Source organism: Pseudomonas sp. B20 (genome assembly GCF_020515755.1).
Taxonomy (GTDB): domain Bacteria; phylum Pseudomonadota; class Gammaproteobacteria; order Pseudomonadales; family Pseudomonadaceae; genus Aquipseudomonas; species Aquipseudomonas syringae.
Map to the genome: position 1 here is coordinate 577,642 of NZ_JAHPJG010000001.1, position 20,275 is coordinate 597,916.

21 protein-coding genes are annotated in these 20,275 nt (G+C 58.7%); 8 read left to right on the forward strand and 13 right to left on the reverse strand.

The window, feature by feature from the left end; translation table 11 throughout:
• Positions 1-45: 45 nt before the first annotated feature.
• Together LIX91_RS02525 and LIX91_RS02530 are read right to left on the reverse strand one after the other, a co-directional pair.
• The gene (locus tag LIX91_RS02525) at positions 46-615 is read right to left on the reverse strand and encodes a TetR/AcrR family transcriptional regulator (protein ID WP_100073088.1); all 570 of its coding nucleotides are present in this window, start codon (positions 613-615) and stop codon (positions 46-48) included.
• Positions 616-734: 119 nt separating this feature from the next.
• Positions 735-1,526 carry a prolipoprotein diacylglyceryl transferase family protein gene (locus LIX91_RS02530; protein WP_226487928.1) on the reverse strand — a complete coding sequence of 264 codons (792 nt, stop codon included), beginning with the start codon at positions 1,524-1,526 and terminating at the stop codon, positions 735-737.
• Positions 1,527-1,890: 364 nt separating this feature from the next.
• Between LIX91_RS02530 and LIX91_RS02535 the strand changes: the two genes are divergently transcribed.
• Positions 1,891-3,168: an aromatic amino acid transport family protein gene (locus tag LIX91_RS02535; RefSeq protein WP_003418093.1), complete on the forward strand. Its 1,278-nt coding sequence runs from the start codon at positions 1,891-1,893 to the stop codon at positions 3,166-3,168.
• A gap of 72 nt (positions 3,169-3,240) precedes the next feature.
• Here the strand turns inward: LIX91_RS02535 and LIX91_RS02540 are convergent, their stop codons facing one another.
• The 3 genes from LIX91_RS02540 to LIX91_RS02550 all read right to left on the reverse strand — a co-directional run bounded on the left by LIX91_RS02540 (position 3,241) and on the right by LIX91_RS02550 (position 4,455).
• Positions 3,241-3,447, reverse strand: coding sequence for a hypothetical protein (locus LIX91_RS02540; protein ID WP_002554553.1), 207 nt, complete (start codon positions 3,445-3,447; stop codon positions 3,241-3,243).
• Between the two features lie 123 nt (positions 3,448-3,570).
• Entirely contained in the window at positions 3,571-4,053 is a 483-nt protein-coding gene (locus tag LIX91_RS02545) for a hypothetical protein (protein ID WP_003418091.1), read from the reverse strand.
• Positions 4,054-4,056: 3 nt separating this feature from the next.
• The gene (locus LIX91_RS02550; protein ID WP_003418090.1) at positions 4,057-4,455 is read right to left on the reverse strand and encodes a hypothetical protein; all 399 of its coding nucleotides are present in this window, start codon (positions 4,453-4,455) and stop codon (positions 4,057-4,059) included.
• Positions 4,456-4,614: 159 nt separating this feature from the next.
• On the opposite strand from LIX91_RS02550, the gene earP reads away from it, so the two are divergent.
• Positions 4,615-5,751, forward strand: coding sequence for an elongation factor P maturation arginine rhamnosyltransferase EarP (gene earP, locus LIX91_RS02555; protein WP_003418083.1), 1,137 nt, complete (start codon positions 4,615-4,617; stop codon positions 5,749-5,751).
• Positions 5,752-5,850: 99 nt separating this feature from the next.
• On the forward strand, positions 5,851-6,420 hold the full coding sequence (locus tag LIX91_RS02560; protein ID WP_002554550.1) for an elongation factor P: 570 nt from the start codon (positions 5,851-5,853) through the stop codon (positions 6,418-6,420).
• A gap of 102 nt (positions 6,421-6,522) precedes the next feature.
• On the opposite strand, the gene LIX91_RS02565 is transcribed toward LIX91_RS02560, so the two are convergent.
• Both LIX91_RS02565 and LIX91_RS02570 read right to left on the reverse strand, forming a co-directional pair.
• On the reverse strand, positions 6,523-6,942 hold the full coding sequence (locus tag LIX91_RS02565; protein ID WP_003342698.1) for an organic hydroperoxide resistance protein: 420 nt from the start codon (positions 6,940-6,942) through the stop codon (positions 6,523-6,525).
• A 213-nt stretch (positions 6,943-7,155) separates the two neighbouring features.
• The gene (locus LIX91_RS02570; protein ID WP_226487929.1) at positions 7,156-7,629 is read right to left on the reverse strand and encodes a MarR family winged helix-turn-helix transcriptional regulator; all 474 of its coding nucleotides are present in this window, start codon (positions 7,627-7,629) and stop codon (positions 7,156-7,158) included.
• 189 nt (positions 7,630-7,818) lie between these two features.
• On the opposite strand from LIX91_RS02570, the gene LIX91_RS02575 reads away from it, so the two are divergent.
• Positions 7,819-8,565, forward strand: a complete 747-nt coding sequence (locus LIX91_RS02575) for a sulfite exporter TauE/SafE family protein (RefSeq protein WP_032703082.1) — start codon at positions 7,819-7,821, stop codon at positions 8,563-8,565.
• On the opposite strand, the gene LIX91_RS02580 is transcribed toward LIX91_RS02575, so the two are convergent.
• Entirely contained in the window at positions 8,555-9,409 is an 855-nt protein-coding gene (locus LIX91_RS02580; protein ID WP_226487948.1) for a LysR substrate-binding domain-containing protein, read from the reverse strand. The two genes, LIX91_RS02575 and LIX91_RS02580, sit on opposite strands and share 11 nt — an antisense overlap.
• A 94-nt stretch (positions 9,410-9,503) precedes the next feature.
• Here LIX91_RS02580 and LIX91_RS02585 point away from each other — a divergent pair, with 94 nt between their 5' ends.
• Positions 9,504-9,737 carry a DUF1127 domain-containing protein gene (locus tag LIX91_RS02585; RefSeq protein WP_317135424.1) on the forward strand — a complete coding sequence of 78 codons (234 nt, stop codon included), beginning with the start codon at positions 9,504-9,506 and terminating at the stop codon, positions 9,735-9,737.
• Positions 9,738-9,764: 27 nt separating this feature from the next.
• On the opposite strand, the gene LIX91_RS02590 is transcribed toward LIX91_RS02585, so the two are convergent.
• Positions 9,765-11,111, reverse strand: a complete 1,347-nt coding sequence (locus LIX91_RS02590) for a class II 3-deoxy-7-phosphoheptulonate synthase (protein WP_003418074.1) — start codon at positions 11,109-11,111, stop codon at positions 9,765-9,767.
• Between the two features lie 169 nt (positions 11,112-11,280).
• Here LIX91_RS02590 and LIX91_RS02595 point away from each other — a divergent pair, with 169 nt between their 5' ends.
• On the forward strand, positions 11,281-12,042 hold the full coding sequence (locus LIX91_RS02595) for a spermidine synthase (RefSeq protein WP_003418072.1): 762 nt from the start codon (positions 11,281-11,283) through the stop codon (positions 12,040-12,042).
• Positions 12,043-12,462: 420 nt separating this feature from the next.
• Complete coding sequence (locus LIX91_RS02600) at positions 12,463-14,169, forward strand: DEAD/DEAH box helicase (RefSeq protein WP_172452258.1); 1,707 nt, start codon at positions 12,463-12,465, stop codon at positions 14,167-14,169.
• Positions 14,170-14,259: 90 nt separating this feature from the next.
• On the opposite strand, the gene LIX91_RS02605 is transcribed toward LIX91_RS02600, so the two are convergent.
• Entirely contained in the window at positions 14,260-15,027 is a 768-nt protein-coding gene (locus LIX91_RS02605) for a DODA-type extradiol aromatic ring-opening family dioxygenase (RefSeq protein WP_100073059.1), read from the reverse strand.
• Between the two features lie 101 nt (positions 15,028-15,128).
• On the opposite strand from LIX91_RS02605, the gene LIX91_RS02610 reads away from it, so the two are divergent.
• Positions 15,129-15,785 (forward strand): thiopurine S-methyltransferase, encoded by a 657-nt coding sequence (locus LIX91_RS02610; protein ID WP_226487930.1) that lies wholly within the window; start codon positions 15,129-15,131, stop codon positions 15,783-15,785.
• 377 nt (positions 15,786-16,162) lie between these two features.
• Here the strand turns inward: LIX91_RS02610 and LIX91_RS02615 are convergent, their stop codons facing one another.
• The 3 genes from LIX91_RS02615 to LIX91_RS02625 all read right to left on the reverse strand — a co-directional run bounded on the left by LIX91_RS02615 (position 16,163) and on the right by LIX91_RS02625 (position 20,241).
• The gene (locus tag LIX91_RS02615; RefSeq protein WP_226487931.1) at positions 16,163-17,593 is read right to left on the reverse strand and encodes an IS1182 family transposase; all 1,431 of its coding nucleotides are present in this window, start codon (positions 17,591-17,593) and stop codon (positions 16,163-16,165) included.
• A 282-nt stretch (positions 17,594-17,875) separates the two neighbouring features.
• Positions 17,876-18,763, reverse strand: coding sequence for a protease HtpX (htpX, locus tag LIX91_RS02620; RefSeq protein ID WP_003418061.1), 888 nt, complete (start codon positions 18,761-18,763; stop codon positions 17,876-17,878).
• Positions 18,764-19,029: 266 nt separating this feature from the next.
• Positions 19,030-20,241, reverse strand: coding sequence for a pyridoxal phosphate-dependent aminotransferase (locus LIX91_RS02625; RefSeq protein WP_003314686.1), 1,212 nt, complete (start codon positions 20,239-20,241; stop codon positions 19,030-19,032).
• Positions 20,242-20,275: the final 34 nt, after the last annotated feature.

Genomic DNA, 20,275 nt, shown 5'->3' on the forward strand with positions numbered 1-20,275 from the left:
ACTCTCACCAGGAAAGCTCACTGAGAAAGTATCTGTTCCAGAGGGTCAGTTTGTGCTCTTTTTTATCTCCTTTTTGAGATATTCGCGGGTCGTGTCCAGAATGCGCTGCGACAGCTCCTCGTCAAAAGCGCTGCGGGCGAGTGCCAGACCACCTACCAGTGCGGACAGCACCGGCAGGCTCTTGGACTCCAGTCCATTCTCCGCCAGGGGCTTGTCGAACTGCTCCAGCAGGTGAAGGATGATTTTATCCGTCGTTATGCTGGGCTGATCTCGCTGGCCCAGTTCCAGGCACATGGTCGGTAACGGGCACCCGCCGTCTTCCGCATCGCGACTGGCTATTGATAGATAGAGATCAATGAATTCACTAAGCGAGTCCTGCCTGGCGAAAACGTCGCTGGTGATTCCCTTTACATTGTCGAGGGCGTGACTCAATGCCTGTTCAACAAGATCATCCTTGGATTTGAAATGCGCGTAGAACCCGCCATGGGTCAAGCCAAGTGCCTTCATCAAAGGTTGCAAGCCCGTAGCACCAATGCCGTCACGACGGAAGCGCATGGACGCTTCCTTGACAATGCGTTGGTGCGTTTGGGCCTTATGATCAAGCGCGTAACGCATGCGCTGAGTCTCCGAGAGGGCCAATGTGTACGCGCATTTATACATGGATAGGTGAAACGATGCAGCAGGCTTTCGCTCGCAATGACAACTTCATCTCAATCAGGCAGGTGAATACCTGACTATTTATCCAGATAATGAGTGAGGCTGGCGCTGGACAATTCGCCCAAATGACTGCCGATCAGGCGTCCATCCGGCGAATAGAAGAGAGTGGTTGGCAGCGCCGCCGAACCCACCTGGCGGGCGAACTCGCCGTCCGGATCCAGAAAGCTGTTGCTCAGCACCAGTTGCTGTTTCGACAGGTAGTCGCTGACTTCCCCGGCGCTTTCGGCCTGATTGACGAATAAAAATGTAATGTCCTTGCGTTCCCGTTGCATATCGCGCAGCACTGGCATTTCGCGGCGACACGGAGGGCACCAGGTGGCCCACAGGTTGATGACCACTGGTTTGCCCCGGTAGTCGGAGACCCTGACCGGCTCGCCAGTCAGCGTCCGAAGGGTTGTATCAGGCAGTGAATTGCCCTTTTGATAATGGTCCAGAATAAAACCGCCTGATACCCAGATCGCCAGTCCGATGCTGATTCCGAATGTCAGGGCGCGACGCTGTTCGGGGCGGCCCCAGCCGATGATCAGGCCGCCCAGCAGGGCGCAGATAACCCCGGGCCAGACCAGAAAGCCGCCGTCACGGATGTCCAGTGCCTTCCAGGGGGCGTCGCTGTACTGCGGGAAATAGGTCAGGACGAATGCGATACGTGCAGTAGCGATACCCAGAATGAAGAGTCCGAATACCGCAGTCTTTCTGGACAGGGTATGCCGGACAAGCCGTGCTTCTACCCAGGTGGCCGTTATCAAGGCGCCCAACAACAACAGGTGGGATATCGCGAGGGCGAACGGTCCGGCGTTGATGCTCAACATCGTTTTGGTCCTTGAAGGGTTTTTGCCGGGCGTACTGCACAGGCCCGGCATGGTATCGCTGCTGCCCCTCCAGGAAAAATGCAGAACTGTTCCCGGATGTTAGGCCGTGTGGGCGGCTGGATTGAGCCCGTAAGCTGTTGAAACACTAATTCCTCGACAAGAGGTCGACCGTCCTCCAGGCCTTTGTACAAAGGGCGTGCGCTCGAATGCCAGCATGCGCTGCAGAAACTATTGTCCTACAAGCCTTTGACTTCTGCCGTCAATCCCGGAGAATCTCGCCCGCTGTTTTCGAGGGGGGCGCTGAACTGCCGATTTTTTCGATGCGTTTCCCTTTTTGATAAACCGGCCACGGAGAGTCGACCGGATGAATGATCAGGCTAATGGCGTCGTAGAACGTCTGGATGTAGCTCCCGAGAGCATCGCGTCGTGGAATCGTAATGACACCACCTGGATGCTTGGATTGTTCGGTACCGCCATCGGTGCGGGTACCCTGTTTTTGCCAATCAACGCGGGTATTGGTGGTTTCTGGCCATTGATGGCGCTGGCACTGCTGGCGTTTCCCATGACGTTCTACGCTCACCGCGGTTTGACGCGCTTCGTGCTCTCAGGGCGTGAAGGTGCCGACATCACCGATGTGGTCGAGGAGCATTTCGGCAAGAGTGCCGGCGCGATGATTACCTTGCTGTATTTCTTCGCCATCTTCCCGATCCTGCTGATCTACAGCGTGGCCCTGACCAATACCGTGGGCAGTTTTCTCGAGCACCAGCTGCACATCACGCCACCGCCGCGCGCCGCACTGGCGTTTGTGCTGATCATGGGGCTGCTGGCCGTGGTGCGTTGTGGCGAGCGGTTCATCGTCAAGGCCATGAGCCTGATGGTTTATCCGTTCATCGTCGCACTGTTGTTCCTGGCGATATTCCTCATCCCGCACTGGACCGGCGGCATTCTGAGCACCGCTACTACGTTCCCTGAGCTATCGGCGTTCATACCCACGCTGTGGCTGGCCATTCCGGTGATGGTGTTCTCTTTCAACCACACGCCGATCATTTCCGCGTTTGCCGTCGATCAGAAGCGCCAGTATGGCGAAAACGCCGAAGTGCGCAGTTCGCAGATTCTGGCCCGCGCCCACGGTCTGATGGTCGTGATGGTGCTGTTCTTCGTGTTCAGTTGCGTGTTGACCCTGTCGCCTGTCCAGCTGGCCGAGGCCAAGGCGCAGAACATCTCGATCCTGTCCTACCTGGCCAACCACTTCAACAATCCGACCATCGCCTTTGTCGCACCGCTGATTGCGTTCGTGGCCATTTCCAAGTCGTTTCTCGGCCACTACATCGGTGCCAGCGAGGGCTTGAAAGGCCTGGTTCTGAAGGCGGGTCGTCGTCCTGCACCCAAGGCGCTGGATCGCATGACGGCGGCGTTCATGCTGGTGGTGTGCTGGCTGGTGGCAACGCTCAACCCAAGCATCCTGGGCATGATCGAAACCCTGGGCGGGCCGGTGATTTCGGCTTTGCTGTTCCTGATGCCGATGTACGCCATCCACAAGGTACCGGCCATGCGTAAATACGCTGGCGCGTGGTCCAACTACTTTGTGGTGGCCGCCGGTGTGGTGGCGATTTCAGCACTGGTCTTTTCGCTGATCCGCTGAAGCCAGCAAGCGAAACCTCGCAGTCTGCGCCGATTTAACGGCGCAGACTGCGATGAGGTCATGCGATCGTGATCAGTCCACTGGCTCGGGATACAACGGCCTGGACAAGTGCATGATGCTCGCATAGTCGTAAACGTACTGCCGTCCCGCATGGCTGGTCGAACGCAGTTGGTCGATCAGTTGTCGTTCTTTCTTGTTCAAGTATCTCAACGCCGGATCTTGGCTGGACTTCAGGCGATCACGTTCATGGGCGTCAGGGAATGCGATGACGTTCGTCATGAAAAATCTCCTTGGGTTTTAGTCCTTGTTTGCTTTGATGTTGCCCCGGTTGCGGTGGTGATGGCGACGGTTCACCTTACCCACAAAAACTTGATGCGATCAACCCTGCAGATGCCAGGTATGTCACAACGTTTGTGTGATCTCGTAGGATTGTCGACTGCCGTTGATGACAATCTGTACAGCATCGTCTTCGAATTTGCCCAGCAGGCTCTGCCCGAGCGGGGCTCTGGCAGTAATGACGGTGACCAGCTGATCGCCTGCACTGACCTTCAGGCCGGCAGCATCCGGGCCGAGAAACAGATAATGCGTCTGCCCGCCAACATCCTCGACGACCACCAGATCACCGGTCTGAATGCCACGCGATTCATCGAATGGCTTGAGCGACCATTTCCGATAAAGCGTCAGCGACTGACGAATCTCCTCGACGCGGCGTGCCTGGCCAGCGGCCAGATAGGACGCCTCCAGCCCTAGCGTGTCGTACTTGTTCTCGGCGATGTTCTCTTCATGCGTAGCCGTTTCGTAGGCGGTCTGCGCCGCTCGTTCGGCGATGTCCAGATCGATGTTCAGTTTGTCGATGATACGTTGCAGTACATCCTGTTTGTTCATGGTTTATCCGCAGTACTGATCGATGCTGGCACGGCTTTTTTCGCTCGGTGCAGTGCGATCCTGCTGTATCCAGAAATCACACTTCGAGCGGTTGAAGGTGCGCTGTTGTTGCTCCTGCGCCTGTTCGCGCGCCTGACGGGCCTCGCTTTCACGCAGGCTTTGCTCATATTTGCGAAACATCTCGGTCTCCGGCGCAGACGGGGAGGCGGGTTTTTGCGCGGGCGGGGTGGTCAACTGTGCGGCGGCATTGTCCAGCGCCTGGGTCTGAGCCGGTGGCAGGCTTTTGTAATAGAGCAGGGCGGTCAGAAACACCGCCAGGGCGCCCAGCCAGATGCCCAGCGCAATGCACACGATCAATTTCAACGACACGTACAGGTCGCGACGGCGGGTAGGGAATGACATGGCTGAACTCCTTGCAGGCCAACAGATGTGATTGTGCCATGCCTGATGGTCGGGCATGAAAACTGTGCCGCCTGTTTGTCCGACAGCATCAGGCTGGTGACAACGTGCCGTTCTGAACGACAATCAGCGTTTTTTGCCATCCAGCCTCAGGGAGCCAGGATGAAAGCCTCGTGGGACATTTTTTGCAGCGTAGTCGACAACTACGGTGATGCGGGCGTGACCTGGCGCCTGGCGCGCCAGCTGGTTGCCGAGCATGGCCTGCAGGTGCGTTTATGGATCGATGATCTGTCGGCCTTCGTTCGCTTGTGCCCCGCAGCCGATCCCCAGGCCCGGCAACAATGGCAAGAGGGCGTGAGCGTCTGCCAGTGGCCGACCGAATGGCTGAACACCGATATTCCTGATGGGGTCATCGAAGCGTTCGCCTGCCGCCTGCCGACGCGCTACACCGAAGCGATGCTGCAGCGTTCGCCAAGGCCGCTATGGCTGAATCTCGATTACCTCAGCGCCGAGGACTGGGTGTCTGGCTGCCACGGCCTGCCATCGCCACAGTCGAACGGTTTGAAGAAGTTCTTTTTCTTCCCGGGTTTTTCCGAAGCTACGGGTGGCCTGTTGCGCGAAAAAAACCTCATCGAGCAGCGCCAGGCGTTTCAGCAAAACAGCGCGGCAAGGCAAGCGTTCCTGAGCGGGTTGGGTATCGAAGCGTTGGCCGGTGCGCGCCTGATCTCGGTATTTGCCTATGAAAATGCCGCGCTCGGCAGTTGGCTTGATGCCCTGGCCAGCGACAGCCGGCCGACGCATCTTCTGGTGCCAGAGGGACGCATCCTCGGCGACCTGCAGCGTTGGCTGGGCACCGAAGATCCGCTGCGCGCCGGGTTCATTCAGGCCAACGGCGGGCTGACGGTTCAGGTCCTGCCGTTCATCCGTCAGGAGCTTTACGACCAACTGCTCTGGAGCTGCGATTTCAACATCGTGCGCGGCGAGGACTCGTTCGTGCGTGCGCAGTGGGCGGGGCGGCCGATGCTCTGGCACATCTACCAGCAGGAAGACGACGCGCATCTGCCCAAGCTCGATGCGTTTTTAACGCTCTATCTCGCGGGTCTTTCGCCCGCGGCCGCGCAGGCGTTGAATCAGTTCTGGCAGCGCTGGAATGTCGGCGACGACCTTGGCGAGTGCTGGGCTGCGCTGGCAGAACACTGGCCGCAGATCGAGCGACATGCCGAACACTGGTGCCAGCAACAAGCCGCACAGACTGATCTTGCCACGGCGCTGGTGCAGTTTTATGTAAATTCGCTATGATACGCGGCCTTGATACAAGGCTCTGTACGAAAAAGGCCTGCGCAGGTTGTTTCTCGTACAGAGCCTTTGGTTAATTCCATCCAAATTCGGATATATGCAATGAAAACTGGTAAAGAGCTGAAACCCGGTACTGTGATCCGTCTCGAAAACGATCCTTGGCTGGTTCAGAAAGCTGAATTCACCAAATCCGGTCGTAACAGCGCGATCATGAAGACCAAGCTGAAAAACCTGCTGACCGGTTACAAGACCGAGATCGTTTACAGCGCCGACGACAAGCTGGACGACGTGATCCTGGATCGCAAGGAAGCCACCCTGTCTTTCATCAGCGGTGACACCTACACGTTCATGGACACCACTGACTACACCATGTACGAACTGAACGCCGAAGACATCGAAAGCGTTCTGCCTTTCGTCGAAGAAGGCATGACCGACGTCTGCGAAGCCGTGTTCTTCGAAGACCGTCTGGTTTCCGTAGAGCTGCCGACCACTATCGTGCGTCAGGTCGACTACACCGAAGGCTCCGCTCGTGGCGACACGTCGGGCAAGGTCATGAAGCCTGCCAAACTGAAAAACGGTACCGAGCTGAGTGTTGCTGACTTCATCGAAATCGGCGACATGATCGAGATCGATACCCGTGAAGGCGGTTCCTACAAAGGCCGTGCGAAGTAAGCATGGTTTTGTAACCCCGTTACGCAAAAAACCCGCATCGCTGCGGGTTTTTTTGTGCCTGAGATTCTTGCCGGGCAGCCGTCACTCAGACGCCAGACGGGTTCAGACCGTTACATGCAGGCGCACATCGACGTTACCGCGAGTGGCGTTGGAGTAAGGGCAGACCACGTGAGCGGCATCGACCAGTTGCTGAGCGTCGGCTTGCTCAAGACCTGGCAGGCTGACATGCAGGTCGATGTCCAGACCGAAACCGCCCGGAATCTGGCCAATGCCTACATGGGCGGTAATCGAGGTGTCTGCCGGAATGCTGCGTTTGCTCTGACCGGCCACGAACTTCAATGCACCGATGAAGCAGGCCGAATAACCGGCAGCGAACAGCTGCTCAGGGTTAGTGGCTGCGCCGCCAGCACCGCCGAGTTCTTTCGGGGTCGCCAGCTTGACGTCGAGAATCTTGTCGTCGGAAACAGCACGACCATCACGGCCGCCGGTGGCGGTTGCAACTGCGGTGTAAAGAGTGTCCATGATCTTGCCTCGTTCAATGAAGGTTTTATTGCGCTAAATACTTGCGCGCTAACTAATCGCAAAGCAAAGGTAGTCCAAGGATAGTTTGCGCGCAAGCTAATTTTGCAAAAAAGGTCGAAGGTGGTCGTTGGAGAGCGGGGTAACAGGCCTGGAGGGCCTGTCAGACCTCACACGGGGTGGCCGGGCATGACAAGAGTGGGGGCACGCCTTTTGCTAAAGGCTCTGGTGCAGGTGCCCGCGTAGTTCCAGCAACTGGGCTTGCAGGTCGTGAAGCTTTTCCATGGTCAGCCCGCTCGACGAAAGAACGCAGCCAGGTACGGTCAAGGCCTTCTGCTGCAATTCGCGGCCCTGCGCGGTGAGGTGGAGCAGCACCACCCGCTCGTCTTCCTTGCTGCGCGTACGGCTGATGAAGCCCTCACCTTCGAGGCGCTTGAGCAAGGGCGTCAATGAACCCGGATCGGTGAGCAGGCGAGTGCTGACGTCCCCCACAGTGAGCCCGTCCCTTTCCCACAGCACCATCATCGCCAGATACTGCGGATAGGTCAGCCCGAGAGCCTGCAATAGCGGCTTGTAAACCTTGGTCATCATCAACGAGGTGGAATACAGGGCGAAACACAATTGGTTATCCAGCAGCAGCGAATCGCAATCGGCAGGTGCGGAGCGGGTCGGGCTTTCGTCGGCACTCATATCAGGTCCTCAAACTCAGTCGGATGAGTTTAACTTAGTGTTGCACTCTTTAATGCGCCAGATAATTTCGCTCGTGCAGCGTTCAAGGCGCTGCCATCGTGCGTGATGCGCGAAAAAAACGCCGTCATCGGGTGTCGGTCCAGAGCAGGACTGCGTAGCATTTGCTCATTGACCGGGTGGGGACGCAGTGTGATTGAAATTGTGATGTTTGTGTTGCTGGGTGCAGCGATGGGCACCCTGGGAGGGTTGTTCGGTATCGGTGGTGGTCTTGTGGCAATTCCCGCACTCGGGGTGCTGTTCGGTCTGGATCAGCAACTCGCTCAAGGGACCGCCTTGTTGATGGTCCTGCCCAATGTGTTGCTCGCCTTGTGGCGTTACAACCAGCGCAACCGGATTCTGCTGCGTAATGCGCTGATGTTGATCATCCCCAGTTTCATTTTTGCCTGGTTGACCTCACTGCTGGCGGTCCGCGTCGACCCGCAGGGCATGCGCCTGGGCTTCGTCGGTTTTCTGGTAGTGCTGACCGTATTCAATGTTGCGCAGATGTATTGGCGCAGCAAGCAGGCCGCTGGCGGATTGCGTCATGAAAAGTGGCTATGGCTGCTCGGCGTCGGGTCCGGCGTGACCGGTGGTCTGTTTGGTGTTGGCGGCGGAGTAGTGGCGACGCCGATCCTTACCAGTGTCTTCGGCACGACTCAGGTTGTGGCCCAAGGGTTGGCGCTTTCCCTGGCGGCACCGAGCACCGGCATCACGCTGGTCACCTATGCACTGCACGATCACGTCAATTGGTCGATGGGCATTCCGCTGGCCATCGGCGGCCTGGCCAGCATCAGCTGGGGCGTGAAGCTGGCGCATTCGTTGCCGGAGCGAACCCTGCGCCTGATGTTCTGCGTATTTCTGGTGCTTTGTGCGGTCATTCTCGCGCTCAAGGTTTGAAGCCGGCGATGATGTAATCGGCCATGCATTCGGTGATGGGCGAGGGATTTCCAGACTTGCGTAGCAGGACGATGCTGGCGGTTGGCAGCTGTGGCAATTGTTCCGCCTCGCCAAGGATACGCAAATCCGCTGTGGCCAGGCTCTGGAACTGCGCGGTGACTGCCAGGCCCGCGCTGACCACTGCAGTGATCGCCGCCATGCTCGAGCTGCTGTAGGCGATGCGGTAATCACGCCCGACGCCGTCCAGCGCGTTGCACGCCCAGTCACGACAGAAGCAGTGGGTGTTGAACATCGCCAGGGGAATGGGCGTTTGCTCATGCGGGGCAAAGCCGATGGCCTCCATCCACATCAGACGTTCCTGACGCAGCAGTGTGCCGATCTCGGTGCCAGGCTTGCGCGTGACAATGGTCAGATCCAGGTCGTGACGTTGCAGCAAAAGGTCCGATGGCTCGCAATGCACTTCCACCTGAACCAGCGGATACGCCTGGGCGAACTGCGCCAGAATGCCAGGCAGGAAGCGCATCACGTAATCGTCCGGCGAGCCGATTTTCACCACGCCGATCATGTGCGGCTCGCGCAAGGTGTTGAACACCTCGCTGTGCAGCTTGAGGATTCGTCGCGCGTAACAGAGCAGCACCTGGCCCTCGGCAGTCAGGTTCAGCACCCGACCTTCACGCTGAAACAGCGGGCGCTGCACAACGTCTTCTTCCAGGCGCTTCATCTGCATGCTGACCGCCGACTGAGTGCGGTTGACGGCTTCGCCTGCACGGGTGAAACCACCGTGATCGGCAATCGCCACGAAGGTGCGCAACAGTTCGGTATCAATACTCGGGTAAGTGGCCAATACATCAATCTCCCAGATGGAAGGCATAACGAACATTCGTTGGATTGATCCTACGCCCGAAGCGACACTTCAGTCATCCCGCATGGAGGGCAAGATGATGAAAGGTCACAAACAATGCGTAGGGGTGGAAACGGCTGGTGGGAGTTTGCAGGCGAGCACGGTGCTCACAGTGCTGAAGCGTCATCTGCAGCGTTGGCTGGAGCTGCACCGCCAGCGCCACTTGCTGGCGCAAATGAGTGACGGAACACTGAAGGATCTGGGCTTGAGCCGCGCGGATATTCAGCAGGAAGCCGAGCGTCCGTTCTGGGACGACCCGCTCAAGCATTGAGCGGGCAGTTGCCCCGGTTTTTCCTGTTTAGCGCCTGACCTGCTTGAGGGTCTCGGCAATCAGGAAGGCCAGTTCCAGTGACTGATCGGCGTTCATGCGCGGGTCGCAGTGCGTGTGATAGCGATCCGAAAGGCCGTCTTCAGTGATCGGGCGGGCACCACCGATGCATTCGGTGACGTTCTGTCCGGTCATTTCGATGTGGATGCCGCCCGCGTAAGTGCCCTCGGCCTGATGCACCTGAAAGAACTGCTTCACTTCGCCAAGAATCTGCGCGAAATCGCGGGTCTTGTAGCCACTGCTGGCCTTGATCGTGTTGCCGTGCATCGGGTCCGAGCTCCACAGCACCTTGCGGCCTTCGCGCTCGACGGCGCGGATCAGCTGCGGCAAGTGATCACCCACCTTGTTGGCGCCCATGCGCGCGATCAGGTTAAGGCGGCCCGGGTCGTTGTCCGGGTTGAGGATGTCGATCAGGCGAATCAGATCGTCGGTATTCATGCTCGGGCCGACCTTGACACCGATCGGGTTGTTGACCCCGCGCAGGAACTCGACATGCGCGCCGTCCAGCTGACGGGTGCGGTCGCCGATCCACAGCATGTGCGCCGAGCAATCGTAGTAATCGTTGGTCAGGCTGTCGCGTCGCACGAAGGCTTCTTCGTAATTGAGCAGCAGCGCTTCGTGGGCGGTGAAAAAGCTGGTTTCGCGCAATTGCGGCGAGCTGTCCATGCCGCAGGCGCGCATGAACGCCAGGGTTTCATCGATACGCCCGGCCAGCTGGCTGTATTTTTCGGCGAGCGCCGAGTTGGCGATGAAGTCCAGGTTCCATTTGTGGACCTGATGCAGGTCGGCAAATCCGCCCTGAGCGAAGGCGCGCAGCAGGTTCAGGGTGGCGGTGGACTGGTTATAGGCCTGCAGCAGGCGCTCCGGGTCCGGTACACGGCTCTTCTCGTCGAACCCGATACCGTTGACGATATCGCCGCGGTACGCCGGGAGCGTCACGCCGTCGATGATTTCGTCGTTGGCCGAGCGTGGCTTGGCAAATTGCCCGGCCATGCGTCCGACTTTCACCACCGGGCAGCCGGCGGCAAACGTCATCACGATTGCCATCTGCAGCAGGACCTTGAACGTATCGCGAATCTTGGCGGCGGAAAACTCCATGAAGCTTTCCGCGCAGTCGCCGCCCTGCAGCAGGAACGCACGCCCCTGGGTCACTTCGGCAAACTGACGGCGCAACTCCCGGGCCTCCCCGGCGAACACCAGCGGCGGGTAGCTGGCCAGCGTTTGTTCAACCCTGTGCAGGTGCTCGGCATCAGGGTAGTGAGGTTGCTGCTGAATCGGCAGTGCCCGCCAGCTGTCGGGGCTCCAGGGTTGGCTCATTATTGGCTCTAGAGTTGTGCAATCGGATCGGCATGTTAGCAGTTCGCCGTTGCTCTGCCAGTCTGGTGCGGACCGTTGGAGCAGCGCCGCACGCCACAACGTGTGACAAAGCCGTGCGCTTGCCCGACAATTCGTATTTTGCGCTCGGCGCAGACAACCAGGAACGGTGATGACGGAAGAGCGTGAGCGCGTAGAGCGAATCCTGGCCGAGGTCCACGACGACTTCGGCATGATTCGCGTGCTGGAAGTGGAGGATTACCGCTTTCTGGAGTTTGGCGATGCCATCGAGCAAAGCTGCACCTTTACAGCCGATCCGAGCTGGCTGGAGTACGACTACACCCGCGCGATGCTGATCGGCGCGCTGTGCCATGACGCGCCGGAAAGCGCACTGTTTCTAGGGCTGGGGGCCGGCACGCTGACCCAGGCCTGCATGAAGTTCCTGCCCCTCGAGGACGTGGAAGTCATCGAGCTGCGCCCGGATGTGCCGCGTCTGGCCATGGAGTTCATGGGGCTCGACGACGATCCGCGTCTGTATATCCGTATCGGCGATGCGCTGGACCTGCTGGACAGCGCCGAGCCTGCCGATCTGATCTTTGTCGACCTGTACACCGATGTCGGGCCGGGCGTCGGGCACCTGGCCTGGAATTTCCTGCAGAGCTGTCAGCAGCGGCTGAATCCGGGCGGCTGGCTGATCATCAATCAATGGGCCACCGACGACGGCAAGCCGCTGGGGGCCGCCTTGCTGCGTGGCTTGTACCATCGCCATTACTGGGAGCTGCCGGTGAAGGAGGGCAACGTCATCCTGCTCGTGCCGGCCGACCTGGATCAGACGCTGGATATCGACGCGTTGAGCGGACGAGCCGAGGCACTTGCGCCGCATCTGGGTTACTCGCTGGCGTCGCTGATCAAGGCTATTCGTTCTGCCACCTGAGCAGGTGACAGCTGAGTCGATTGTGCTGAAAACGAGGTGGGACAATTCGCCACACCTCGAAGGCCGGAATGCCGGTCATGTGCAAGAATAGATTAAACGTTTAAGCGGTAATGCCCGCAATCTCGGGCCCGCGCCCTGATCGGGCGGCCTTCTACCCGGACTCAGGGCCTGCCGCCGCTCAAAAATGGCGCAATGTTTCGTAAAAAAAGACTCACCAAGGTGCGTATTTCCGGTATAGTGCGCGCCGGCCTTAACACGGCCCTCGTCAAGGTATTGCAGTTCCCCGAAGCCAGCTTCGGTTGCTTGTTCGCACAACGGACTAGCCTGGACGATCCATTCATCAAACGTTTTCGCAAATCCCCGCCGACAAAGCAGCCAGGGTGACCTCAAGGTCGTACACGGCACGCGCAGCTTTGAAGCATGGGTCTTTGCGGATGCACTAGAGGCAGACCCATGACCCAGGAAATCGGCGGCTTCGCCGCTCTCGAACTTCATCCAAATATCGTTGCAGCAGTCGTCGCCACTGGCTACGAAGAGCCTTCGGCCATTCAGCAGCAATCGATCCCGATTATTCTCGCCGGTCACGACATGATTGGTCAGGCGCAAACCGGTACGGGTAAAACCGCCGCGTTCGCACTGCCTATCCTGCATCGTATCGACCCGAGCAAGCGCGAGCCGCAAGCACTGATCCTGGCCCCGACCCGCGAACTGGCACTTCAGGTTGCCACCGCGTTCGAGACCTACGCAAAACAAATGCCGGGCGTGACCGTTGTAGCGGTCTACGGCGGCGCGCCGATGGGCCCTCAGCTCAAGGCTATCCGTAACGGCGCACAGATCGTTGTCGCTACCCCGGGCCGTCTCTGTGACCACCTGCGTCGTGACGAGAAAGTCCTGGCGACCGTGAACCACCTGGTTCTCGACGAAGCGGACGAAATGCTCAAGCTGGGCTTCATGGACGACCTCGAAGTCATCTTCAAGGCCATGCCTGAAACCCGCCAGACCGTACTGTTCTCGGCCACGCTGCCACAGTCGATCCGTGCCATCGCCGAACGCCATCTGCGCGATCCGAAGCACGTCAAGATCCAGACCAAGACCCAGACCGTTACCGCGATCGAGCAGGCTCACCTGCTGGTTCACGCTGACCAGAAGACCTCGGCCGTACTGAGCCTGCTGGAAGTCGAAGACTTCGACGCCCTGATCATGTTCGTCCGCACCAAGCAGGCCACCCTGGATCTGGCCAGCGCTCTTGAAGCCAAAGGCTACAAGGCTGCCGCACTGAACGGCGACATCGCCCAGAACCAGCGCGAGCGCGTTATCGAATCCCTAAAGGATGGCCGTCTGGACATCGTTGTGGCGACCGACGTTGCTGCCCGTGGTCTTGACGTTCCGCGTATCACCCACGTATTCAACGTGGACATGCCTTACGATCCAGAGTCCTACGTTCACCGTATCGGCCGTACCGGTCGTGCCGGTCGCGAAGGTCGCGCCCTGCTGCTGGTGACGCCTCGTGAGCGCCGCATGCTGCAAGTGATCGAGCGTGTTACCGGTCAGAAGGTTGCGGAAGTCCGCCTGCCGGATGCCCAGGCCGTTCTGGATGCGCGCATCAAGAAACTGACCAACAGCCTGTCGCCTCTGGTCGCTGATGCCGAGTCGACTCACGGTGATCTGCTCGATCGTCTGACTGCCGACATCGGCTGCAGCCCTCGCGCTCTTGCCGCTGCACTGCTGCGCAAGGCTACCAACGGTCAGGCACTGACCCTGGCAGCTATCGAGCGCGAGCGTCCACTGGTTCCGAACAACGCCCCGCGCGGTGATCGTCCAGAGCGCAGCAGCGACCGTGGTGACCGTCCTGAGCGTGAGCGTCGTGCGCCGGTTCCATTGGCCGAAGGTCGTGCTCGTTGCCGTACCGCGCTGGGTGCGCGTGATGGTATCGCTGCCAAGAACCTGCTGGGTGCCATTCTCAACGAAGGCGGCCTGGCCCGCGAAGCGATCGGCCGTATCCAGGTTCGTGACAGCTTCAGCCTGGTCGAACTGCCGGAAGATGGTCTTGAGCGTCTGCTGACCAAGCTCAAGGACACCCGTGTTGCTGGCAAGCAGCTCAAGCTGCGTCGCTATCGCGAAGACTGATCGGCTCTTGAGCTGATCGGCCAATAAAAAATCCCCGACTGGTTCGGGGATTTTTTTGCCTTGAATTCGGGCAGGTTGGCGCTATTGGCTTCACCCGAACCGATAGATATCCATCCCGAGCGCGCCCATGGTGAAGCCCTGATGGGCAATGCCGAAGACACCGCCAGCGCCGCGTGCGAAATACAGCGGCAGCAGGTGCTCGTCACTGGGATGCGCTCGAATCGCGTGAGGAGCGAGGCTGCGGTAATCGTGCAGTGCGGCTTCGTCGTCGTTTTGCAGCTTGTCGATCATCCAGTCGCGAAACGCGGCAGCCCAAGGCTCGATACTGTCGGGGCCGGCGTTCCAGTCAAGGTCACGCAGGTTATGCGTGATGCTGCCTGAACCGATGATCAGCACACCCTGTTCACGCAAGCTGGCCAGTGCCCGGCCCACGCGGGTCTGCAATTGCGGCCCCTGGCGGCTGGGCAGCGAAACCTGCACCACCGGAATATCGGCGTCCGGGTACATCAGCGACAACGGCACCCAGACGCCGTGGTCGAACGGGCGTCTGCTGTCGATGCGTGCAGGCAGGTCGCTGGCGGCAAGCAGATCAACCACCGTGCGCGTCAATTCCGGCAGCCCTTGCGCCGGGTACTGCACTGCAAACAATTCGGCTGGAAAGCCACCGAAGTCATGCCATGTCTCGGGTTGTGGATTGCCGTTGACGATCAGTTCATGGCTTTCCCAGTGGGCAGACACCATCACGATGGCGCGAGGCCGGGGCAGGCTGGCAGCCAGTCGCTTCAGAGCCGGGCCGCTTTCGCCGGGTTCCAGCGCCAGCATGGGGGAGCCATGGGAAATAAACAGGCTGGGGAACATTTAAAGCTCCAGAATAGTGGGATGACTCATAGTCGGTCATTTTTATGATCTAAATCTAATATAAGTTCTGGCGCTTTTTTATCGAATTTTCAGGAGGTTTCATGCAGGCGGATTTTTGGCTGCAGCGCTGGAGTGCCGGGCAGATCGGCTTTCACCAGTCAGAGGTCAATAAGGACCTGCAGCAATATTGGTCCTCGTTGAGGGTTGCGCCAGGGGCGCGGGTTCTGGTGCCGTTATGTGGCAAGAGCCAGGACATGAGCTGGCTGAGCGGGCAGGGGTATCACGTGGTGGGCGCCGAGCTTTCCGAGGCGGCGGTAGAGCGTTATTTCACCGAGCGTGGTGAGCAGCCGCACATCACGTCGCAGGGCGACTTCAAGGTCTACGCAGTGCCGGGTATCGAAATCTGGTGCGGTGATTTCTTCGCGCTGACTGTGCGCGATATCGGTCATTGCACGGCGTTTTACGACCGCGCCGCGCTGATCGCCTTGCCAGCGGACATGCGTGAACGCTATGTGCAGCACCTTGAAGCGCTGATGCCGCAGACGTGCAGCGGTTTACTGATCACCCTGGAATACGACCAGGCCCTGCTTGAAGGCCCGCCATTCTCCGTCCCGCACACATGGCTGCAGAGGGTCATGTCAGGGAACTGGGAGGTCACCAAGGTTGGTGGGCAGGATACGCTGCACAGCAGTGCCAAGGGGTTGAGGGCCGGATTGGAGCGTATGGATGAGCATGTTTATGTGTTGGAGCGTCTGTAACTCTGAGAGCGCAGGCCTCCCGACTCTCACTTCCGTTGCTGTGCGTTGAGTCAATTCTTGGAGGCAGCACAACGTCATGCCTTGTCTATAGTCACTGCACACAAGAGCGCTTTTTTATCGCGATCGCACTGACGACGCAAATTGCGACGTTAGTGACGGCTGAGTCTTGGCGCTGATCCGGGGGTAACTCGGCAGGACGCCGAGTTAGCCGCACCGGGCCCAGAGTGTGTAAAAACCAGCCCAAGTATCGGCTGCGCGTAGCGCAGACGATACTTGGCTAGCCGAAACGCCTTGAAAGTCCTGCCATCGCTCTAATCCGCCCTCAAGGCCGTTAATAGCGCTTTACAGCCCCGTTTATCGGGCGCAATGGAGGCTTTTCAAGCCGCCAGCGCTTTTACAAGATTCTGCGTGCCGAGGATGTTCATTACCCGCTTCAAGTTATAAGCAAGCACGTTCAAACTCATTTCGGTGCTCACTCCGCCAAGCCGTCGCGTCAGAAAATGCGTTGCACCCATCCACTGCTTGAGAGTCCCGAAGGGGTGCTCGACGGTCTGCTTGCGGATGGTCATTACCTGCGGCGCGTTAGCCAGGCGGGCCTGCATTTCTTCCAGTACTGCCTCATGTTCCCAGCGCCGAATTTTTCGCTCTCTGGCCGGTGTGCATTGCGCCTTTATCGAGCAGGCCTGGCAGTTGGAGCGCCAGTAAACGTCCAGCTTCCTGCCCTTGTCGATGTAAGAGTTGCGCCAGATCAGCACTTGATTGGCGGGGCAGACGTACACATCGTTGTCCGCGTCGTAAACAAACTCGTCATTGCCGAAGCGACCATCAAATTTGGCCCGCGAGCTCAGCGTTTTTGGTACATAAGCTGTGATCCCTGCCTCGTGACAGGCCAGGATTTCTCCGCTTTTGTAATACCCGCGGTCCGCCACCACCGACAACGATTCGACTTGCATCACCTCACGGGCCTGCTGGGCCATCGAACTAAGTTGATCAAGGTCGTGACCCACATTGATCACCTCGTGCGCGACGATCAAATGGTGCTTGGTATCCACCGCGGTCTGTACGTTGTAACCCACGATACCTTTTCCTCCACTGCTCATCATTGAGCGCGCGTCCGGATCGGTCAGAGAAATTTGTTTGTCCGGGGATTCTTCAAGCTGTACCTCGATGGTCTGCAACGCCTTCATTTGCTCCTTCAATTTGGCGATCTTCTCCTCTAGGCCGCTCTTGGGGCCTGCGGTCTTGGGCTCTTCCCGATCAGCCGCATCCAACCCCTTTAGATAAAGGGCAATGCTTGATTCAATCTCTTCCATCCCACGCTTCAGTTTGGCACTGGTGAAATTGCGGTCGCGGTGATTGACCGCCTTGAATTTACTGCCATCGATGGCAACGAAATGTTCCGAGAAAAGCCCCAATTGTTGACACAGCACGACAAACTGCCGACAGACTCCTCGAATGCCCTTTGCGTTGTCTTTGCGAAAATTGGCGATGGTCTTGAAATCCGGCATCAGGCGACCGGTCAACCACATCAGCTCGACGTTGCGCTGCGCCTCGCGCTCAAGGCGTCGGCTTGACTGGATACGGTTGAGATAGCCGTAGATGTAGATCTTCAGCATGACTGCAGGATGGTAGGCAGGTCGGCCCGTTTCAGCGGGGACAGCGCTTTCAAAACCCAAGGTGATCAGGTCGAGCTCATCCACAAAGACATCGACAACGCGCACCGGATTGGTGTCGCTGACGTAATCGTCGAGACTCTCGGGAAGCAAGGTACTTTGACCTCGGTGTTCACCTTGAATGAAGCGTTTCATGGGCAACCCTTGCAATGAAATCCTGGGGAATCATAGCAAAGGTTTACCTTGGTTTTTTACACAGTCTGGGCCATGGATGGCCCGTTGCGGCGACCCCCGGATCAGTGACAGGGCGAAGGAACCCGACGAAGTCGGGCCGGAAACAGGAGCGAGGGGATTTGCCTACTTTGGCCCCATCAAAGTAGGTCGCCGAGGGGCGAAAAGGTGACCTGAGTCGAACCTCATTTCCCCTGACAAAGAAAAACCAGCGTCTCACGCGGAGCGTGGGTGCGACCATCTGATTCAACCGCGGCGGCGCAGGGCCTCGATGCGTTGCTCCAGCGGCGGGTGGCTCATGAACAGGCCGGCGAGGCCCTTCTTGAGACCGGCGTTGATACCGAAAGCGGTCAGGCTGTCGGGCATGTTCACCGGGACGCCCTGTTCGGAACGCAAGCGTTGCAGCGCGCCTATCATCGCGTCCGTGCCCGCCAGTCGTGCACCGGCATCGTCAGCGCGGAATTCGCGTTTGCGCGAGAACCACATGACGATTGCGCTGGCCAGAAAGCCCAGTACCAGCTCGGCGAAAATCGTCGTGATGTAGTAAGCGATGCCCTGACCGTTTTCAGTCTTGAAGATCACCTTGTCGACGAAATTACCGATGATGCGGGCGAAGAACATCACGAAGGTGTTCACCACACCCTGCACCAGCGCCAGCGTCACCATGTCGCCGTTGGCAACGTGGCCGATCTCGTGCGCCAGTACAGCTTTCACCTCATCCGGCGAAAAGCGCTCGAGCAGGCCCTGGCTGACCGCAACCAGTGCGTCGTTCTTGTTCCAGCCCGTGGCGAATGCGTTGGCTTCGTACGCCGGGAAAATACCGACTTCCGGCATCTTGATGCCCGCGTCACGGGACAGTTGTTCAACGGTCTGCAGCAACCATTGCTCATGGCGAGTGCGAGGCTGGCTGATGATCTGAGTACCGGTGCTCATCTTCGCCATCCACTTGGAGATGAACAGCGAGAACAGCGAGCCCGCGAAACCGAACACAGCGCAGAAGACCAGCAGCTGATTGAGGTTCAGATCAACCCCGTTGGCCGCCATGAACCCATTGAAGCCAAAAAGGCTCAGGGTGATGCTGGCAATCAGCACGACCGCAAGGTTAGTGGCCAAAAACAGCAAAATGCGCATCATGGTCGAAACGTTCTCCTCAGGTAAATATGTAACTCGATGCCGGGTATATAAGGTGATGCTTGCTGCTATTCAACAGAGGGACTATTTCAAACTGTGTCCTCTTGTCGCAATCAATGGTAATCCCGCAAGGCTGAACGGCGCCTGAGCCAGAGCGGTCGATGCCTGAAGCGTTTGTAGCAGGGCGTTCATGATGTTTCAGGCACGCAGAAATAAACTGCCCCGAGCGGGTCGGGGCAGAGAGGTCAGGCGAGAGGGGGGCTGGCTGTTTACTGCCGATAACCCTTGAGGAAGTTACCGATGCGGCCAATGGCCTGCTCCAGCTCATCGACGCGGGGCAGGGTCACGACGCGGAAGTGGTCAGGGTACGGCCAGTTGAACGCTGTGCCCTGGACCACCAGCAGCTTCTCGGAAAGCAGCAGGTCGAGGACGAACTTCTCGTCGTTGAGGATCGGGCAGACCTTCGGGTCAATGCGCGGGAACGCATACAGCGCGCCCATCGGCTTCACACAGCTGACACCGGGAATGTCGTTGAGCAGTTCCCAGGTACGGTTGCGCTGTTCCAGCAGGCGGCCAGGGGGAAGAATCAGGTCGTTGATGCTCTGATAGCCGCCCAGCGCGGTCTGGATGGCGTGCTGGCTCGGCACGTTGGCACACAGGCGCATGTTGGCCAGAATGTCGATGCCTTCGATGTAGCTCTGCGCGTTGTGTTTCGGCCCGGAAATGGCGATCCAGCCGGAACGGAAGCCCGCAACCCGATACGACTTGGACAGGCCGTTGAAGGTCAGGCACAGCAGGTCCGGCGCCAGCGAGGCGGTGCAGATGTGCACTGCGTCGTCATAGAGGATCTTGTCGTAGATTTCGTCGGAGAACACCACCAGATTATGCTGGCGGGCCAGCTCCAGCATGCCCAGCAGTACTTCGCGCGAATACACCGCACCTGTCGGGTTGTTCGGGTTGATGATAACCATGGCCTTGGTGTTCGGGGTGATCTTGGCCTTGATGTCTTCAAGATCCGGCCACCAGTTGGCCTGCTCGTCGCACAGGTAATGCACCGGGCTGCCACCGGACAGCGCGACAGCAGCGGTCCACAGCGGGTAGTCGGGGGCCGGAACCAGCACTTCGTCGCCATTGTTGAGCAACGCCTGCATCGACATCACGATCAGCTCGGACACACCGTTGCCCAGGTAGATGTCTTCGATGCCGACGCCTTCGACCTGCTTCTGCTGGTAATACTGCATCACCGCCTTGCGGGCGCTGAACAGACCCTTGGAGTCGCTGTAGCCCTGCGCAGTCGGCAAGTTGCGGATCACGTCCTGCAGGATTTCGTCCGGCGCCTCGAAACCAAACGGTGCCGGGTTGCCGATGTTCAGCTTGAGGATGCGATGGCCTTCCTCTTCCAGGCGTTTGGCGTGCTTGAGCACCGGCCCGCGAATGTCATAGCAGACGTTTGCGAGCTTGTTCGATTTGTTGAACTGCATGGTGATGATCCCGAAAATGGACGAGCTGTCGCCG

What these genes read in the sequence shown, in the direction of transcription:
- LIX91_RS02525 (WP_100073088.1), bottom strand. Translation starts at nt 615, where the DNA reads ATGCGTTACGCGCTTGATCATAAGGCCCAAACGCACCAACGCATTGTC.
- LIX91_RS02530 (WP_226487928.1), bottom strand. Translation starts at nt 1,526, where the DNA reads ATGTTGAGCATCAACGCCGGACCGTTCGCCCTCGCGATATCCCACCTG.
- LIX91_RS02535 (WP_003418093.1), top strand. Translation starts at nt 1,891, where the DNA reads ATGAATGATCAGGCTAATGGCGTCGTAGAACGTCTGGATGTAGCTCCC.
- LIX91_RS02540 (WP_002554553.1), bottom strand. Translation starts at nt 3,447, where the DNA reads ATGACGAACGTCATCGCATTCCCTGACGCCCATGAACGTGATCGCCTG.
- LIX91_RS02545 (WP_003418091.1), bottom strand. Translation starts at nt 4,053, where the DNA reads ATGAACAAACAGGATGTACTGCAACGTATCATCGACAAACTGAACATC.
- LIX91_RS02550 (WP_003418090.1), bottom strand. Translation starts at nt 4,455, where the DNA reads ATGTCATTCCCTACCCGCCGTCGCGACCTGTACGTGTCGTTGAAATTG.
- earP (WP_003418083.1), top strand. Translation starts at nt 4,615, where the DNA reads ATGAAAGCCTCGTGGGACATTTTTTGCAGCGTAGTCGACAACTACGGT.
- LIX91_RS02560 (WP_002554550.1), top strand. Translation starts at nt 5,851, where the DNA reads ATGAAAACTGGTAAAGAGCTGAAACCCGGTACTGTGATCCGTCTCGAA.
- LIX91_RS02565 (WP_003342698.1), bottom strand. Translation starts at nt 6,942, where the DNA reads ATGGACACTCTTTACACCGCAGTTGCAACCGCCACCGGCGGCCGTGAT.
- LIX91_RS02570 (WP_226487929.1), bottom strand. Translation starts at nt 7,629, where the DNA reads ATGAGTGCCGACGAAAGCCCGACCCGCTCCGCACCTGCCGATTGCGAT.
- LIX91_RS02585 (WP_317135424.1), top strand. Translation starts at nt 9,504, where the DNA reads ATGATGAAAGGTCACAAACAATGCGTAGGGGTGGAAACGGCTGGTGGG.
- LIX91_RS02590 (WP_003418074.1), bottom strand. Translation starts at nt 11,111, where the DNA reads ATGAGCCAACCCTGGAGCCCCGACAGCTGGCGGGCACTGCCGATTCAG.
- LIX91_RS02595 (WP_003418072.1), top strand. Translation starts at nt 11,281, where the DNA reads ATGACGGAAGAGCGTGAGCGCGTAGAGCGAATCCTGGCCGAGGTCCAC.
- LIX91_RS02600 (WP_172452258.1), top strand. Translation starts at nt 12,463, where the DNA reads ATGGGTCTTTGCGGATGCACTAGAGGCAGACCCATGACCCAGGAAATC.
- LIX91_RS02605 (WP_100073059.1), bottom strand. Translation starts at nt 15,027, where the DNA reads ATGTTCCCCAGCCTGTTTATTTCCCATGGCTCCCCCATGCTGGCGCTG.
- LIX91_RS02610 (WP_226487930.1), top strand. Translation starts at nt 15,129, where the DNA reads ATGCAGGCGGATTTTTGGCTGCAGCGCTGGAGTGCCGGGCAGATCGGC.
- LIX91_RS02615 (WP_226487931.1), bottom strand. Translation starts at nt 17,593, where the DNA reads ATGAAACGCTTCATTCAAGGTGAACACCGAGGTCAAAGTACCTTGCTT.
- htpX (WP_003418061.1), bottom strand. Translation starts at nt 18,763, where the DNA reads ATGATGCGCATTTTGCTGTTTTTGGCCACTAACCTTGCGGTCGTGCTG.
- LIX91_RS02625 (WP_003314686.1), bottom strand. Translation starts at nt 20,241, where the DNA reads ATGCAGTTCAACAAATCGAACAAGCTCGCAAACGTCTGCTATGACATT.